Raw genomic sequence first — 17,718 nt, 5'->3', positions numbered from 1 at the left:
GCAACTATTATGGTGTGGGGTTTACAGCTCCCCCAAACTCCTCGGTTCGTTAAAGATAACATAACCCATGTTTAATTCTTGGCTGGGCAGTTCTAAGTTAACCCCTTTCCCTTGCAAGAGGTTGCGCCAGTCTTTATCCGTAACCTGGGGTGAGTTAGCCAAACGAAGATTAGCTACATGAGTTAACGCATCAAACCAAATTCGATTGGCGACATAAACCTGATCTTCGCGGGGTTTAGCAGTATTGAGTTGACGTTCTAGAGTGGGAGTTAAAGGAATTCGCTGTATCCATCCTTGGGCAAAAACTGGACTAGCAGATTTGTCGCGATCGCAATACAGTGTAAAGTACCAGCGATACCAGTTACCAATTTTGAGCGGTGCTTGAGTATCCGGAATGCTGAGGCGAACCAAACCCGGTGTTTGGGGTAACTGAAACGGAAGTCGATAGACATCATTACCCGCTTCATCCTGCAATACAAATTCTCCCACAGGAGCTTGTTCAGGAGAATAAGGAACATAAAACCACAATGTCGGGTGTGCTTCAAGAGTCTTTCCCCAGTTCGATTCAGGCACTAAAGCGGTTAGGGGAAAATCCATCGGGGGACACTTGCTACGACTTCCGCCTCCGCTGCGATTTCCACTTCTACCATCAGATTGAAAGTCCACATTATCGTCATTCTGATTATTCTCCTGGGCAAACACACCAGCCATGAGTAGTGCCGGAATGCGAGGAGACTCGGAGGTTAAACTGGAGGGAATATAGTTCCAACTTATACTGTAGGCTAATGGAATTAACCAGTGTTTAATATTCATACAGATCGGCAGAAATAAAATATCCCGACAATGGCGAAAGCAACTATCGACGGCACCAACGGTAACCAAAGTCCGGTTTGCCACAGGAAAACAAAGCCGCATCCCCCCAGTGCGGCTAACGTCACACCCCCAGCTGCGATGAGATAGAGTCGCCCCTGATGCCATCCTCCCATGCATACACCTGGGATTCCAGACCAAGCCCAAACCCAAAGCACATCACCCCACTGTGGAAACCACCATACCACAGGTCGCTGATTTAATACCGCACTGATGATGTGACTCACCATCTGCGCCTGGATTTCCACCCCGGAGAGTTCTTGAATCGGCTCAAACGCGGCACTGTAGGGAGTAAGATGATAGTCTCCATAGCTGTTATCGATTGTACCAATTAGTACAATGCGATCGCGGATTAAGGTTGCCAATTCCCCATCTTTTGACCCGTTTAAAATCTGCTGTAGAGGTACTTTTGGGGCAATTCTCTGTGTTGCACGGTAATTCAGCAACACTTCAAAGCCACCGGAATCCAGATTATGATAGCCTCCCCTGTGGCGTTCCGATTTGGGGAAGATACGGGTGCCGATTTGAAACCGGGTGCGGGAAAGCCGTTTAAATTCTATATCCTGTGACCCTAAATAGTGACGGGCAATCTGAAAACTAAAGGATTGCTGAGTCTGACAGTGGGTTCCCGCCGCCATGCCAAAAATTTGGCGTCGGATGACTAAATCTGGATCATTGGGTAAATCACTAAACCCTACCTGCTGCACCCGAACGCCTGATGGCGGGGGGATTTCCGGGGATGTTCTTACACCTCCCCCGATTTGGCAAATGTCGATAAATCGCTGATCTCGCTCACGAATTGCTTGTTTGGCGGCGTCAGGATCTAATCTGAACGCCACCGGATCACGATAAATGTCTAAACCAATGACGGCGGGTTGGTGGGGTTTAATTTTGTCCAAGAGGTTGACTAACGCCCGATCCGCCAGTGATCCTTGGCGTTTCATTCCCTGTTGATCTTGATATTGAATATCGGCGGCGTCTATGGTAATAATCAGTAGGCGCTCATCGGGTAGTTCTGTCGGGCGCATTCGCATTAGAGCATCAAACACCCACAGTTCTGAAGATTGCAGGAACCCCAGCCACCGCACTCCCATCACCAACCCTGTCGCGATCGCACTGCTTAAGAGGAGAGTTTGCCAATGGGGGCGTCTGGCTCCCATGATAGAAGGTTTAGGGGCAGGTTTTGGCTGTTGCCGCCAATTCTGCCAAGTGGGTGCGATCGGTGTCGGCGTTTGCACAATGATCGGTAACCAGCTTGCACCGGGAAATTCCCCCTCTAATCCTTGCAATCGTTCCCGCGCTTTCCGTACCGCTAAATCGAAGCATCGCCCCCCAGCAAACTCGATCAGAAAGTATTTCAGGAAGGCTTGAGCTACATTATCCGGCACCGGTTCGCGCATGACAATAATGTGGGGAATCTGTAGATCCGACAGTTGTCGCGCTAATCCCAACCCATCACAGGAATTAAAAATTGCTAATTGTAACCCCCCCGCGATCGCTTCATTGAGGGCGTATTTTAATTGAGGAATAGTTAAACGCTCATGGGGGTTAATATAAATCTCCCCGGAATCGCCATCCCCTTGGCTAGAACTATGTCCGGCAAAAAATAGAATTGTCCATCCCTGGTGATGCCAAAGCTGTTCATTTAACTCCTGTCGGCGGGGTTCCACTAAAAAGACGGTTTCGGCACCATCCAGACTGGCAAGGTATTGCCGATCCACGTCAATATCAAGTCCCGTTGCATCGCCGAGAATTGCCAATATTCTCACAGTTTTAGTTGGCGTTTGAGTCGTTTTTATCGGTTCAACGTTGAGAGGACTCAATGATACTTCGGCGTGGGGATAATCCCGAAAAAATCGCCAGGTATACCAGGGTAATTTTCTCAGGTTACTGTCTTCGGTTTGAATAATGACGCGAATGTCTTGATTCGGGGTAAATTGCTGATAAAGTTGACGGCATATCGGACTAAAGTCTGGGGAATCGAGCCAGGTATCTATCTGCTGTTGTAATTCCTGACAAACCTCAGCAAAATCCGTTTCGCCAACGTGAGTTACATCAGTATCATCAATTTGGATATCTTCATCGATATCAATGGGTTGAGGATGAGAGCGATGGATAATGAACGAACGAGCCTGATAGAGTAAATCGTAGAGTAATTGCCAGTGGCGGTAAAGTTCCACCAGATGAGGTGCGGCGGGTAAACTGCCGATTACCTGCCGATTTTGGGGTTGATCTTGTACCTGTAACTGAGCCGTTACCCAGGCAAAGCCATTGTACAAGTCTCCTCGTCCTAGGTTCAAGATCACGAAATTATTCATCAGTAGCAAATGATGCGATCTCGTTGCCTCTAATCGGTGATTCTGTGGACAAAGGTTGAAAACTAGGCATCTCTAAAGTGTTGGTATTGGTTGTCAATTACTGTCCACTGTTCGACGGATCGCAAAATCTTCGGTAATGCTAAATTCACCCAGCGCCACCCGAATGCTGAACTGTTTCCCGACGGGACAGGTGAATCGTTTGAGTTGAATTAAATTATCGTGTATTCGGGCTTGGTATTCCTGAAGTATAGCACCCGATTGAGAGAGTAAGGCAACGCGAATATTAGGTGGCAAGATAGGGGTTTCTCCCACCGGATACAGTTGTACCCGAACACCGACTCGTTCGTCTGTTTCTCGGGCTAAACCCACCAGCAACGCCACGGATTGATTGTTGAGTTCTATACCCAAATCGATTACCTTAATCCCTTCTACATAAACCTGTCTCTCTTGGTTTTGTTGAGATCGTCTATGTCTAAAACTAACGGCAACTTGAACTGAATCTCGGCTTAAAAAGGCGTCCAGGGATTGCCAACCCGACTCAAAGATATTTTGCCACCATTGTCCTAGATTAATCCGAGGTGGATCAGATTCTGCCACTCTTTTAAATTGTCTTAACCGTCTTTCATATAAGTCTTGACGCCATTGTTCGTTTGTGACAAATGCAGCCCATTGCTCATAAGGAACCGCAAGACGTGGGGCGGAAACGGAGGATTGACTCAGTTGTGCCAATAACCGTTCAGCGGTTTCTTGGGTTAAAGACGGTACTGATTTAACTTGTACATCTTTCGGGAAAACGGGTTCAGGTTGAAGTAACATCAGAGTCAGATCTGGAGTTAAATGTTGTCCTGAAATGTAGTAGGCGCGATCGCTTTCTTCGTATATCCCTCTTTGCTGCAAATTTTGATAGCTAATATATCCCCACAGCCGCATCCAGGATGTATCTGGATTATCCAGGTTTATCTGTACAGCCAGATAATAATCGGCTCTCCAACTGGTAATATCTACCCACTCTTGAGGAACACAAACCTCATCTACATCGGTGCTATCTGTAGGAATAAGCGCCAGTCGAATGTCGCCGAAGTTAATTATAGTACCATTAATGAATTCCCAGAGACTGGGTAAGGATGATTCTATAAAACTATTAATTCGAGTCGATTTGTCGTTCTCTTGTCCTTCTTGACACCATCCCTCCAGCCAAGGAATAAATGCCGTTAAACAGAGTTCATTCAGGTAGGCATTACAACGAGTCATCGCATTAGCATGATTTTGCGATCGCTGCCAAGCTTCTTGTTGTTGTTTCTCTGAAAGATTTAACCAAATCTGATTGGGATACGTCCGAGATAATTCCAGTAAATTAAACATTATACTGCTCTCCACTATGAAGTTCATTTAAATCTAAACAATACAACTGGTTTAGCCAAGTTTCAACAGCTTGACTAATCTGGTCTTTTTCCGGATCTAGAGAAATCCCATACGTTCCATAACTCCACTGGAGTAAAGCCTGCTGTAATTGCTGCTTGGCTTGGTTAATGGCTTGACTTACGTTTTCTTTAGGCAGAAGTCGAGCAATTTTTTCTTCAGGCATTCTATGAGCATACCGCATTTTCATAATTTTTCGGGATTTAATTTCCGAGAAAGCCGTCACGAGTTGGTCAGATATAACTTGCTTATAGTGGTTTTTGATTAATTGCTCAATATAACTTATCTTGAGTTGATTGAGTGTTTCAATAGCAGCTATTTCTAAATTATGCCGAATGAGGTTTAATTTTTTCTCAATTGTATCGCTGGACTCATTCTCTAAATAATCAACAATAGTATCAATGCTATATTTTTGACCATAGCGCAGTTTAAGAAGCAATTGTAAATGGGGAGCTAGAGATTCAATCGCAACCATTAAAGCTTTATCAACTTCCTGACTTTGATTAGGATTAGCAAATCTCTTGGACAAAAACTCTGTTACATAGTTTTGACTCCAAACATCCAAATCATTATCTAACTGAGTCCGAATCAGACTATCCATTTGAGTTAACAGGGGAGATTTGTAAGTGTTGGCGATATAACGAGCCACTGTTCCCTGATTGACTCCCACTTTCTTAGCAAACTGAGCTTGAACTAACAGGGAAAGTTCGTGAGGATAGCACAAAGGCATAACCGCCTTACGGAATTGCAGAGGAATTTTACTCCGAATTTTGTCTAGATTTTGCTCAATACGCTGAAGTTGTGCCTGTAAACTGGGAGTAATTTGATTAATAAATTCAGCAGAATATTGGGCAGACTCCAACGTTTGCCAAGGATTAACCGACTGATCATAGTGTTTTTCATAGCTATCGGCATCCCTAGACAGTTCCACCAGTTTTTGAGAGTTGCGTAACGCCTGGATACAGGTATTCATCCACTGTTGAATCATCTGTGCCGTTACGTTTGAGCCAGACGAAACTTGTAAAGGAGCATCAGCAAGGAATCGATTAATATTATACTCTCTAGCCGTTTCCTCAAAATCCGTCTGTTCAGGTTGAACCCACGTTCTGCTTTTTCTTTGACTCGGATGATAAAGCCGATTATTTTTATAGATAGGAACGAAATAGTGCCAAGCAAAGCAATAGTGAGACACCAGGGGTTCAGTTATCCCTTGTCGGAATAAAGCCTCTCTCAATTTTTGCGCGGCATTATTAAATTTGCGGCGACTGGTGAGATCCACATTGCATAAGAGATGCCAGTCGGATTCCCAATTGATTTGCTCTAGAATAATATTCTTGAGTGCGCCTTCACAATAGGTTTTTAAATTAGCGGCATTGCTCGTATTTGCATTATGTCCATGAATAATTTTTTTTAACTGATCGCGATTATAGAGAACGTCAGTCGTCAGGTCAAAAAAATGGAGACACGTCGCTAAAGGAAAGGGAAATTTTCGAGCAAACTGGCGGATAAAATGACAGCGAGAGGCATCCAAATAAGCAACCAGATGGAGATGGGCGAATTGTTGTTCCGATTCAGGTAATGATTCCTGGTTGATGAGACTCCAAAAATAGTCAACATAATCGGAACTGTGCCACTCTGGATGTAACTGAACCAGTTTTTCCATGCGGCGTTTCAGACGCGGCTGAAGCGAGGGTTTGAAGCCGGGATAACCATGGCGGCTGGTTCTCTCGTATAAAATACAGAATTGATTAATAATCTCCTGAGGTTGTCCATTTGACATGGTTACTGGCTCGTGTAGAACGTATAATTATGATAAGCTAGTGTTGCACTAATTTAACTGTATCAGAAATTGCTCCGAGAGAACTTACGCAGCGACTCCAGGTTAGATCGTGCCATGTTTTCCCGTTAACTGCATAAACCGAAAAACTCAACCCTAATAAGGAAGGTGCATCGTTTTAAATCATTAAAGGAGACAAAATGGATCAAAATAATTCTTCGGAAAGCATCATCAGTCTCAAGTTTGAGGCAACTCGACTGGCAGTAATTTCTAAAATTATTGTCTTGATACTTTGGGGAGGTGTATTCGGATACGTTTTCTCAAAAGAGGCGGTCAGAGACTTGGAACAAGCGGAGGCAATTTCAATTGAAAAATGTTCTAAGGAAATATGTATTGAAGAGGTTTTAGCCTATAAAGAGAGCTTATCGGATAACTCCAATAAGCTGGCTGTGAAGCCTGCTTATGCTATTCCGCTCATGACCGTTTCCTTCAGTATTCTATTTGGATCGTATGAGTTACTCGCCCTAATAATCAGACTGGTGCTCAAAAAAATGATTACAGGATTTTCTAATCATTCATAAAACCCAACCCCTAGTCAACACCTTGTGCTTTCACACGCCAGGGTTCTGTGCGATCGCCTGTGAAGTGGGTTAAGCTAAAACGCATTTAAATTGTGTATTCAGGCGTTGCCTGTTGCCTGTTGCCTGTTGCCTTTCAGGGTTTTAGGTATCCTAATTTAAATGCCGAACAGCTTAATAGGAGGAATCGCACGCTCAGATGAGGCTGGTGGGCAGTGCCCACCCTACGGTATATCAAGGGTGGAGGCGATCCCCAAATGCACGCTTTTCAGTGCCATTCAACTTAATAGGGTTGAGTTTATTTCCACTAACCGACTGAACCTTCCTACAACCCATTTCCAATCAGGATAAACGGTGCCCAGTAGTAAGGGTGAGAAAAGCGATTAAAACCCTTTGGTGTGATAGTATCGCTAACGGCTTCTATCCCACTCATCCCCGTGTCTCCACCTTGCGTTCCCATCGCTTTATCGTCACCAGTAATGAGAGCCAGTTGCGCCTGTCGCAGGGCTTCAACTTTGGTGAGATTGTCACTTTGCCAGACTGAATAAAAGGCATTCATCAACCATTGAGTACCGCCATCATCCACCACCCACAACGACGCGATCGCAGCCCTTGCTCCTGCTCGTTCAAGCTGGTATCCTAAACCGAGAATCTCTGCTCCTGTACCTAATTGGTAATCCACTCCCGTTTCACAAGCTGACAGAACCACCAAATCAACACCATTGAGGTTTAAGGTTCGCATCTGTGATACCGTTAGGGGAGTGCCATCACCAAAGAGAATAAATGACTCTTCCGGTGTGCCGACGACAAACGCGCCATGGGTGGCAAAATGAATCACAGTATAATTTCCTAGTTTGGGTATTGTCTCCTCAGGATTGAACGCCGCATCAAAAAGTGTGGTTGTACCGGGAACAGTTTTGGCTAAGGTTTCCACTTCAACGCCAGCATAAGGTAAACCCCCTAATTGAAACCGTTGTCCAGCAACGTTAACATTGTAAAATCCATTGGCAAAAGCAGCGGCTAATAGCTGAATTTTGGGTTGGGGTTTGCGGTTGAGATTCGTTAGGGAAAACGCCGTAATATTATTGATACTATAGCGCTGCACTAGCCATTGTTCTCCGTCGTGTAATGCTGCCAAAGGAATGTAGCGCAGTTGTCCATCGGCAGCATAGATAATGGTTTCGGCGGCGGCAGTAGTTAGGTCATTTTCTAAGGGTTTAATTAGCCAATTGTAGAGTTGCTGGGCTGGAATTTTGGCATTTAATGTCGGATTTTTTAAGGCTCTGCGGAAGTCAAGAATTGTCTGATTGAGTTGCGCTTTAGTGACGGATACGGTGCGGCGAATCGGGGGAGAGTCAGGAGTGGTGAGGATGAGTTCAAGGCGATCCTCAAGAATCAGAGGGTAGAAAAGGACGGCATTTTGGGGCAAATTTCTCAGATTTTCTGGTAAGCCGAGGAGTTTGTCGAGTTCGTCTACTAAATCCGGGGTTCGGGTTCGGGGACTCAGTTGGTCAACCAGTGCCAAGACATCCTCACTATAAATAAAGGTATCAAAATCATCAATAATTTGAGCTTGGGCGTTTACCAGTTGGGTGATGCGCTGTTCATCTTGAGGAGTGAGATTGTTTTTTTGTCGCAGTTTGCTGAGTTCTTGACCCAGGGAAATAGCTTGATCCAGAATCCTTTGGTAGCCATTTTCAATCTGCTGTTCTGGCGGCAAATGTGGCACACCTTGGGCAGTTTCTTCATTTCCGCGTACATTACGGAAATAATCGTCAAGTTCTTGAACTTTGAGTAAATCAAGAACCCGTTGCGCTTCCAGAATACGGTTTTGTTGTAATAATAAATCGGCTAAATGACGATAATCTTCAGTAATAGTTTCAGTGTAGGATTGCTGTTGGTCTTGAGGAAGTCCCTTGATGCTTTCCCGAATGGCTTCTCTAAGGTTAACAGATTGTTTGAAGAAAATAATGGCTAATTCAGGCTGGTTTTGTTTTTCCAGTAAGTAACCTATATTACTCAGCGTTTCTCCAGAGTTCGCTCGCTCACCGATGTCTTGGCTGATGGTTAAAGCTTGCTGGTAATAAGCTAAGGCAGTTTTATCCTCTCCTAACTGAACGTAAGCTTCTCCCATATTGTCGAGAATTACGCCTTTTCCACCCGGAGAGCCTAATTGTTTTTGGATGGCTAAGGCTTGCTGATATAAATCTAGAGCAAATTCGTATTTTCCCTGGTGGCGGTAAACTTGTCCAATATTATTGAGTGTTGCTCCTTCCAGCAATTTTTTCTCAAATTCAACGGTGTTGAGAACGGCTAAGGCTTGCTGATAGAACTCCAACGCTAAGTCGTACTGTCCAAGTTTGGAGTGAACATTACCGATGGCGTTAATAATTCTCACTTCGCCTGATTTGTAGCTACGTTCTTGGGCGATGGCTGAAGCTTTTTGATAGAAGTCTAAGGCTTGGTTGTAGTCGCCTAATTGACTGTAAACTCGCCCAATGTTGTAGTGAATTGCCCCGGTGTTACCCACAACTTGTTCGGGAATGGCTAAGGCTTGCTGATAGAAGTCTAACGCTTTGGCGTACTCTCCCACGTTGCTATAGACTAACCCGATTTGGTTCAGAGTAGTCCCTTCCTCTGCTTTATTGCCATTTTCTTGATGAATAACCAAGACTTGCTGAAATTTTCCCAAGGCTTCTTGATAGTCACCTTTTTGGGAAAGTTGCCTCCCTTCTTGATACAGTCGCACTTCTCGCTTGACGGGGAGTGGCGCTTTATAGAGCAGCGGATCAAGATTTAAAGTAACGGGGAAATTTGGTGTTTTTTCAGTTAATCTATCGCCATTACCCAGGTCATAATCGAAGGCTTGACCCGATTTTATCCGAGTTAATTTAATATTGTTGAACGTTAATCGTACCCAATCTTTTGCGCCCAGTTCTCGGAAAATTGCCAAAGCTTGTTGGTAGTATGGCAATGCGTTATCAATTTTCCCCAAATCGTGATATAGTGCTGCCAAATTATTCAGAGTGACGCCTTCTCCTTTAAGGTTATCCTCGTTCTGAAAAATAGCTCTAGCTTTTTGATAATAGTCTAAGGCTGGCTGATAGTCTTTGAGTTCGTGGTAAAGTGTGCCAAAATTATTCAGAGTAATGCCTTCTTGGTTCCCTAATCCTTGGGAACTGGCTAACGCTTGTTGGTAGTAATCAATTGCTTGCTCATACTCTCCTAGCTTGTGGTAAACGATGCCGAGATTATGGATATGTCCGGCGTGATGAAAACCGCCCATTGGCAGATTCAGTCTCTGTGCTTGCTGGAAGAAATTCAGCGCTTGTTGATACTCCCCTAGCTGGCGATAAACGACTCCCATCCGGTTTAAGGTTGCCCATTGGGACTCCAGTTCGTCAAGTTCTTGAAAAATGGCTAAAGCTTGCTGGAAATAATCGAGTGCTTGCTGATACTGTCCCAGATGATAAGACACTAACCCTGTATTGAATAAGATAGTTGCTCCTTGATTTCGGAAGAGGCTTAAGGATTCATCACCACAATCGCTGATTTCCCCGCGAATTGTTAAAGCTTGTTGGTAGGAATCCAACGCCTGCGAATAGTTTTCTTCGGTTTGGTAGAGTCTTCCTATTGCGTTGAACGCGACACCTTGCCAACTGCGATCGCGACAAGCACTGCTTCCCTGTTTCCCCTCACCGACGTCAGGTGGAATTGCCGCCGCTTGCTGGTAGTAATCCAATGCCAGTTGTTCCTCTCCAAACCTGTCGTAAATTTTGCCGATCTGAAAGAGAGTTAGTCTAGCGCCTGCTCCATCACGAATATCTCGTTGAATTACCAAAGCTCGCTGGTAGGAATCCAACGCCTTTTGATACTCACCCATACTTTGATAGACTAAACCAATTTTTTGCCGACTTGTGCCAACACCGGCTTGGTCGTTAATATCTTGATAAATTAACAATGCTTCCTCAAAGCTGACTAGAGCTTTTCCCAATTGAAAATCGTCATACAGTTCGATACCAGCTTCTAGCCGTTGATCCGCTTCAGCTTTCTGAGTTTCATTAGAAAACGTCTGGGCAACCAACGGCGAGAGTGTGAAGCTAGGGGGTAAGAATAGAGTCGGCAGCGAAAGCAGAAAAATAACAAAGCTGAAGCTAACTAAACCCATGTTCATGGATACGTTCTCGACTAAGGGGAAGTGCAGATTCCATTATTGTAGCTAGATTTTTAGTTGCCCTGTCTTCGCTATAAGCGGAGGGCGATCCGAGCAAATTGAGTGGACGGGTATTGTTCATTAGTGCAAATGGGTTGCCCCTACACGGAGACTACAGGTGTTTCGGCTCATCCATGACGGGTGCGATCGCAGAATTTTTGCCAGTTAACTGCATAAATCGCCAAACTCGATCCTAATAAGCCAGTTATAGGGTTTGAGGCGTTAGACGCACAGCACTTTTATTGGAGTGAGCTGCTTTTGGGTTGTATTACAACACCTTTTCCCAGATAGCTCTGCCAAAGTGCATAAATCAGAAAACGCCACCCTAATAAGCCCAACTGTAAGGGGTCAAACCCGAATACACCAATAAAACTTAAGGAGAAAAAGCATGTCAAACATTGACATCATTCGCGCTTGGAAAGATGAAGAGTATCGCCAGAGCCTGAGTGAAGAGCAGCGATCGCAGTTGCCGGAGAATCCCGCAGGTTCCCTAGAATTGGCGGAGCAGGATATGCAAAACCTTGTTGGTGGTGCATCAACATCTTTGAAGAATGGCTCCCAACCTCTTCAGTTAAGCTTATGGTCGTGGCTTTCCAATTGTAAGAACATTAGCAACGCCATGTCATCAACCTCAACCTGTTGCTGTTACAGCATTCCCTAATTTCACACATCTTCATCCATGCCATTACATGGGTGAGATCATTGAAGCTTAGGGTATTTTGCCATCAGCGGAGCCTTCGCTCATGACATTGGGTGAGCGCTCATTGCTCACCCAACTTGACCAGAAATTACTGTCGCCATGGAGGTATACTATGACGCCATCAGAGGATACAAGCAACTCGACAATCAAAGAAAATCCATTTCCAAAAGTCCCTGTACCTCGCTCCTCAAGTCCATCCACCGCTTGGTATTACGCCCTAACGTTAACAGAACGGATAGTATCGCTGCGTACTTGTGCTGATCATAAACCCAAACATAACATAGATTGGAAATTGGCTGAACGTCGTCTAGAACGCTGGCGTTCCCAATTTTCAGAAAAAACGTTTTTTGAGCAACGTCTAGCACTCGATGGTATTAATGAAAAAGAGTTTTTGCAGTTACTCGGTGAGCCGATAAATGCCGTTCAGTATCGCTGCTCTATCCCTCCCAAATGGGTCAAACATCTTACCCAAGCCTTTGCTCGTCCCATGTCTTTCGATGCAGTAGCGCTACTCAAACAATGGAACAAAAAACCCGAAGTCGGATTTCTTTATGTGATCGAGCCTTTGTTGCGCCAAGGCATTGACAATCTCCGGCAAGGAATTCAGAAGCTAGTCACGGCACACGCTTCCCTACCGTTTGACCCAGACACCATCGAAGCCATACTTTTGGCAAATTGGTCTCAGGAATTACTCCATCTATTAAACCGCACCCTAGTCCTAGAACTCAACGTGGCTCGGTTACAGGGACGGCTCAAAGGGGATACCCCTCAAGAGCGCTTTGAGAGCTTCATTCAGCGGCTACGTCAGCGGGATGTGGCGTTTACCCTCCTCGAAGAATACCCGGTTTTAGCTCGCCAACTCCTGCTCCATATTCATCATCTCAGTTGCTTGAGCCTTGAGTTTATTACTCACCTTTGTCAAGATTGGTATACCCTGCAAACAACTCTAGGAAGCAACAAAACATCGGACAAATTATCCCAGTTAGAGGGGAACTTAGGAGACAAACATCGGGGCGGACGGTCAGTACTCATTGCCACATTCACCTCTGGATGGAAAGTTGTTTATAAACCGAAATCATTAGGCATTGATGTCCATTTTCAGGAACTCTTATCCTGGTTGAACCAACGTGGTAACCACCCAACCTTGCGAACGTTAAACGTTCTCAACCGGGGTGACTACGGATGGGTTGAATTCGTCACAGCACAGGAGTGTAAGACAACGGCTGAACTGGAACGATTCTACGAGCGACAAGGTGCATACCTGGCAATTTTATATGCCTTGGGCGCCACTGATTTTCATTTCGAGAATCTGATTGCAGCGGGAGAACATCCGATACTGTTGGATTTAGAAGCCCTGTTTCATCCCCCCAGAGAACGCAGAGACGAAAACAATACGGAACAACTCGTTGTCAATAGACTCCTCCAGTCAGTATTGAAAGTTGGCTTATTACCCATGCGCCTTTGGTTCGATGCTCAGTCAGAGGGCTTAGATATCAGTGGGTTGGGTGCCACAGCGGGTCAGCTATCTCCTGATCCCCTCCCCTACTGGGAAGGAGCAGGTACAGATCAGATGCAACTCAAACGCAGCCGATTTCCGTTGAAAGCAGGTGATCATCGTCCCCAGTTGCAGGGACAAGAGGTGCGTCTTTTGGATTATATTCCATCCCTGATCAAGGGTTTCACCGCGATGTACCGATTGCTCCTGAACCATCGCGAGCAACTCCTGTGTGACTCAGGATCTCTGGCGGCTTTTCGTGAAGATGAAGTGCGTGTGATTCTGCGTCCAACTCGGTTCTATGGCATGTTACTCCATGAGAGCTTTCATCCAGACGTTTTACGTGACGCCTTAAACCGCGATCGCATGTTTGATCAACTCTGGAGTGAAGTCAAAAATGACTCGGATCTGGTTCGGGTGATTCCTGCGGAGCGAGAGGATCTAGAGCAAGGTGATATTCCGGCATTTTTTACCCATCCCGGTTCACGTCATTTGTGGAGTAGTTCCGGGAAACGGATTGACAACTTTTTTGATGAATCGACCATGTCCTCTCCGGAACGGCGTTTGCGTCAGTTGAGTGATCAGGATCTGGCTCAACAAACCTGGTATATTCGGGCATCGTTAGCAACCACCGTAACTGGAGATGAACGCAAACACGGGTCAGTCTCCCGACCGATAATTTCTCATCCCTCAAATACTAGTGTTGATCAGAATCAGTTTCTTGCTGCCGCCTTAGCCGTGGGAGAGCGACTCGAGTCCTTGGCAGTGCAAGGTGAAGAAAATGCTACTTGGGTTGGACTGACACTGGTTGACCAACGGAATTGGATGCTGGTTTCCTCTGGACTAGACCTTTATACTGGGCTACCCGGTATCGCCTTTTTCCTTGCCTATCTTGGTACCGTGACCAACCAAAAACGTTACACCATCTTGGCTCAAGCGGCGCTAACAACGGTACGCCATCAAATAGAACAGATCAAGTCAGTAGTTACCTCGATTGGTGCCTTTACTGGATGGGGCGGAGTAATCTACACCCTCACTCACTTAGGAGTGCTGTGGGAACAACCCGAACTAATCGCTGAAGCCGAGCAAATTGCTGCATTACTCCCCAATTTAATCGAATCCGATCAGCAGTTTGATCTGATTGGTGGTGCAGCAGGATGTATTGCTAGTCTAATGACTCTACATCACCATTCCCCGTCTCCGTTAACGTTGCAAACGGCTGTCCAATGCGGTGACTGGCTTCTGGCTCATGCTCAACCAATGGAACGGGGTTTAGCTTGGATGGCGAATGGATTTAGTCAGAGTCCACTTTCCGGCTTTTCCCATGGTGCAGCTGGTATCGCTTGGACGTTGTTCAAGTTAGCAGCATTGACGGGTGAGCAGCGATTTAACCAGGTTGCTCGACAAGCCATTGAATTTGAGCGCACCCTCTTTTGCCAGGAGGAAGGTAACTGGTTTGATCGGCGTGATGCGGAGATACCGGGACAGGGAACAGAGCAATCCTCGGCAAAGTTTATGAATGCATGGTGTAATGGTGCACCTGGAATTGGACTGGCTCGTCTGGGGTGTCTTCCCTATCTGGATGATCTTCAAATCAGAGCCGAGATTGACATCGCACTCAAAACCACTCTGGCTGATGGTTTTGGTGGTAATCATTCCCTGTGTCACGGTGATTTAGGCAATCTGGAGTTACTCCTACAAGCCAGCCAAATCTTGGATGAACCCCAGTGGAAAACCCAAGTTGACCGCCTTGCTGCCATTATCCTTGACAGGATCAATCAACATGGTTGGCTCTGTGGCGTTCCTTTAGAAGTTGAGACTCCCGGACTCATGACTGGACTAGCAGGGATTGGTTATGAGTTACTGCGACTAGCCGCACCAGAGCGTGTTCCCTCGGTGCTAACTCTGGAACCGCCTCTTATATCAAGTTAAACCGTCTTGGGTTGTGTCGCCGATGGGAAAGGTGAGGAAGGTAGGGGCGGGTTTTAATGTTATCGTTTCTTTTCTCACCCAGATGTGACTAAACCCGCCCCGGTTCCAGACGTAGCTTAAGGCTGGTGGGTTGAGCGAAGTCGAAACCCACCCTACGGTATATCAATGGTTTTGGTGATCCAAAATTATAAATTTTCAGTGCCATTCGTCCTATTTCCTTGAAATGCCACTCGGTATAACCATGAAATTCCAGCTTATTCAACAGCATAGCGAAGAAGACTGCGGTGCGGCTTGTCTGGCTTCTATTGCTAAATATTATGGTCGTACCTTCACCCTCAACCGAATGCGGCAAGCTGTGGGAACTCGACAGGATGGAACCACTTTATTAGGGTTGAAACGGGGCGCTGAAGTTCTCGGTTTTAATGCCCGGGGGATTAAAGCGCCTCTCGATGTTGTGAATAAAAAAGCCGTACCTCTGCCAGCAATTATTCACTGGAAAGGCTATCACTGGGTAGTTTTGTATGGCAAACGGAATAATAAATACGTTGTTGCTGATCCCAGTGTCGGTATCCGTTATCTTTCCAAAAAGTGGCTCATGGAAGCCTGGACGGGTGGGGTTATGCTGCTGCTTGAACCTGATCCAGTCCGCTTTTTTGCCCAACCCGATGAACAAGAGAAAATTGGCGGATTGGGTCGCTTTCTTCGGCGTATTTTACCCTACCGCGCCCTGCTTGCCCAAACTTTGTTGCTTAATGTTGTACTCGGTTTACTCTCCCTAGCTTCTCCATTCCTGCTACAACTCCTCACCGATGATGTCCTTGTGCGAGGGGATACCCAACTCCTAACCAGTGTCGCGATCGCAGTCATTGTTATGCACCTGGTTAGCAGTAGTTTACGACTTGCCCAATCTAACCTAATTGCCCACTTTGCCCAGCGTCTGGAATTAGGACTCATCTTGGACTTCGCACGGCAAATTCTGCGCCTGCCCCTAGATTACTATGAATCCCGTCGCAGTGGCGAAATTGCTAGTCGATTGCGGGATATTCAGGAAATTAATCAGTTGGTTGCTCAGGTGGTTGTTTCCCTACCGAGTCAGTTTTTTATTGCTCTGATTTCGGTGATTTGCATGGTATTCTATAGCGCTAAACTTACCGCTGTTGCTGGTGTAATTGCTCTGTTTATGACCCTCTCAACGGTCATATTTATGCCCACGTTACACCAAAAAACTCGTTCTGTCTTAGTCACTGAAGCCGAAAATCAAGGGGTTTTAGTCGAAACCTTTAAAGGCGCTCTCACTCTAAAAACCACAACAGCCGCACCTCAATTCTGGGAAGAATTCCAAGGTCGCTTTGGTCGTCTGGCGACTCTCACTCTGGGGACAAATCAAATTGGCATTATCAATGGAATCTTCTCTAATTTAGTCTCTAGTATCGGTAGCATTACCCTACTCTGGTTCGGTAGCACGTTGGTGATTCAACAAGAGTTAACGATTGGGATGCTCTTGGCGTTTAACAGCATGAATGGTAATTTTACAAACTTAATTGATACCCTAATTCGCTTTGTCGATGAATTCACCCGCGCCAAAACTGCCACCCAGCGTTTTACTGAAGTAATTGATACGCCACCGGAAACCAAAGACGATAGTCAAAAACCCTGGGTTCGGATTCCTAGTAATGCTGACATTATCTGCACTAATCTTAACTTTCACCACGCGGGTAGAGTGTCTTTGCTGCAAGACTTTTCCCTAAGGTTTCCTGGGGGTAAAGTGATTGCCCTAATTGGCAAATCTGGCTGTGGTAAAAGTACCCTGGCTAAACTCATTGCTAGTCTATATCCGCTCCAGTCGGGTAATATTCGCTTTGGTATTTATAATCAACAGGATTTGTGCCTCAATGGTTTGCGACAACAGGTTGTGCTAGTTCCCCAAGACGCCCACTTTTGGCGTCGCTCAATTGTGGAAAACTTCCGCCTCGGTGATCCTCACGTTTCTTTTGAGCAGATTGTACAAGCTTGTCAGATTACGGGGGCTGACGAGTTTATCAGTCAATTGCCAGATAAATATCAAACCGTATTAGGAGAATTTGGGGCAAATATTTCCGGTGGACAACGACAGCGATTAGCGATTGCTAGAGCAATTGTTAATCATCCACCCGTGCTGATTTTAGATGAGTCTACAGGCGCTCTTGATCCGGTTAGCGAAACTGAGGTTTTGACCCGATTACTAGCTCATCGTCAAGGTCAAACAACGATTTTGATTAGTCATCGTCCTCGAGTGATTCAACGGGCAGATTGGATCGTTATGTTGGAGTCTGGAACATTGAAATTACAAGGTTATGTTGATAATTTACAAAAACAAACAGGTGAGCATTTAGATTTTTTAATTCCTTAATTGGGGCGGGTTTAGTTACATCTAGGT

General features: G+C 45.6%; 9 protein-coding genes. 4 read left to right on the top strand and 5 right to left on the bottom strand.

Going from position 1 to position 17,718, the window contains the following annotated elements; genetic code table 11:
* Positions 1-21: 21 nt before the first annotated feature.
* The 4 genes from RIG27_RS28740 to RIG27_RS28725 all read right to left on the bottom strand — a co-directional run bounded on the left by RIG27_RS28740 (position 22) and on the right by RIG27_RS28725 (position 6,387).
* Complete coding sequence (locus RIG27_RS28740) at positions 22-813, bottom strand: DUF928 domain-containing protein (protein WP_446350546.1); 792 nt, start codon at positions 811-813, stop codon at positions 22-24.
* Positions 810-3,188, bottom strand: a complete 2,379-nt coding sequence (locus RIG27_RS28735) for a CHASE2 domain-containing protein (protein ID WP_446350545.1) — start codon at positions 3,186-3,188, stop codon at positions 810-812. Before RIG27_RS28735 ends, RIG27_RS28740 begins: the two co-directional genes overlap by 4 nt.
* A 93-nt stretch (positions 3,189-3,281) precedes the next feature.
* Positions 3,282-4,550, bottom strand: a complete 1,269-nt coding sequence (locus RIG27_RS28730; protein WP_446350544.1) for a DUF1822 family protein — start codon at positions 4,548-4,550, stop codon at positions 3,282-3,284.
* Positions 4,543-6,387: an XRE family transcriptional regulator gene (locus tag RIG27_RS28725; RefSeq protein ID WP_446350543.1), complete on the bottom strand. Its 1,845-nt coding sequence runs from the start codon at positions 6,385-6,387 to the stop codon at positions 4,543-4,545. Before RIG27_RS28725 ends, RIG27_RS28730 begins: the two co-directional genes overlap by 8 nt.
* Positions 6,388-6,584: 197 nt before the next feature.
* Here RIG27_RS28725 and RIG27_RS28720 point away from each other — a divergent pair, with 197 nt between their 5' ends.
* Positions 6,585-6,965 (top strand): hypothetical protein, encoded by a 381-nt coding sequence (locus RIG27_RS28720; RefSeq protein WP_446350542.1) that lies wholly within the window; start codon positions 6,585-6,587, stop codon positions 6,963-6,965.
* Positions 6,966-7,287: 322 nt separating this feature from the next.
* On the opposite strand, the gene RIG27_RS28715 is transcribed toward RIG27_RS28720, so the two are convergent.
* Positions 7,288-11,136, bottom strand: coding sequence for a tetratricopeptide repeat protein (locus RIG27_RS28715; protein ID WP_446350541.1), 3,849 nt, complete (start codon positions 11,134-11,136; stop codon positions 7,288-7,290).
* A 427-nt stretch (positions 11,137-11,563) separates the two neighbouring features.
* On the opposite strand from RIG27_RS28715, the gene RIG27_RS28710 reads away from it, so the two are divergent.
* From RIG27_RS28710 to RIG27_RS28700, 3 genes are all read left to right on the top strand, one after another.
* A complete protein-coding gene (locus RIG27_RS28710) occupies positions 11,564-11,836 on the top strand; it encodes a mersacidin/lichenicidin family type 2 lantibiotic (RefSeq protein ID WP_446350540.1) in 273 nt (90 codons plus the stop codon).
* Positions 11,837-11,918: 82 nt separating this feature from the next.
* Positions 11,919-15,302, top strand: a complete 3,384-nt coding sequence (locus RIG27_RS28705; RefSeq protein ID WP_446350539.1) for a type 2 lanthipeptide synthetase LanM family protein — start codon at positions 11,919-11,921, stop codon at positions 15,300-15,302.
* A 241-nt stretch (positions 15,303-15,543) separates the two neighbouring features.
* Positions 15,544-17,691 (top strand): peptidase domain-containing ABC transporter, encoded by a 2,148-nt coding sequence (locus tag RIG27_RS28700; protein ID WP_446350538.1) that lies wholly within the window; start codon positions 15,544-15,546, stop codon positions 17,689-17,691.
* Positions 17,692-17,718: the final 27 nt, after the last annotated feature.

It is taken from the genome of Coleofasciculus sp. F4-SAH-05 (assembly GCF_040222985.1).
Lineage (GTDB): Bacteria > Cyanobacteriota > Cyanobacteriia > Cyanobacteriales > Coleofasciculaceae > Coleofasciculus > Coleofasciculus chthonoplastes.
This window is presented reverse-complemented; position numbering and strand designations above follow the sequence as displayed.

Bases quoted from the DNA above. Each gene is read 5' to 3' on its own strand.
- RIG27_RS28740 (WP_446350546.1), bottom strand. From the start codon at position 813: ATGAATATTAAACACTGGTTAATTCCATTAGCCTACAGTATAAGTTGG.
- RIG27_RS28735 (WP_446350545.1), bottom strand. From the start codon at position 3,188: ATGAATAATTTCGTGATCTTGAACCTAGGACGAGGAGACTTGTACAAT.
- RIG27_RS28730 (WP_446350544.1), bottom strand. From the start codon at position 4,550: ATGTTTAATTTACTGGAATTATCTCGGACGTATCCCAATCAGATTTGG.
- RIG27_RS28725 (WP_446350543.1), bottom strand. From the start codon at position 6,387: ATGTCAAATGGACAACCTCAGGAGATTATTAATCAATTCTGTATTTTA.
- RIG27_RS28720 (WP_446350542.1), top strand. From the start codon at position 6,585: ATGGATCAAAATAATTCTTCGGAAAGCATCATCAGTCTCAAGTTTGAG.
- RIG27_RS28715 (WP_446350541.1), bottom strand. From the start codon at position 11,136: ATGAACATGGGTTTAGTTAGCTTCAGCTTTGTTATTTTTCTGCTTTCG.
- RIG27_RS28710 (WP_446350540.1), top strand. From the start codon at position 11,564: ATGTCAAACATTGACATCATTCGCGCTTGGAAAGATGAAGAGTATCGC.
- RIG27_RS28705 (WP_446350539.1), top strand. From the start codon at position 11,919: ATGACATTGGGTGAGCGCTCATTGCTCACCCAACTTGACCAGAAATTA.
- RIG27_RS28700 (WP_446350538.1), top strand. From the start codon at position 15,544: ATGAAATTCCAGCTTATTCAACAGCATAGCGAAGAAGACTGCGGTGCG.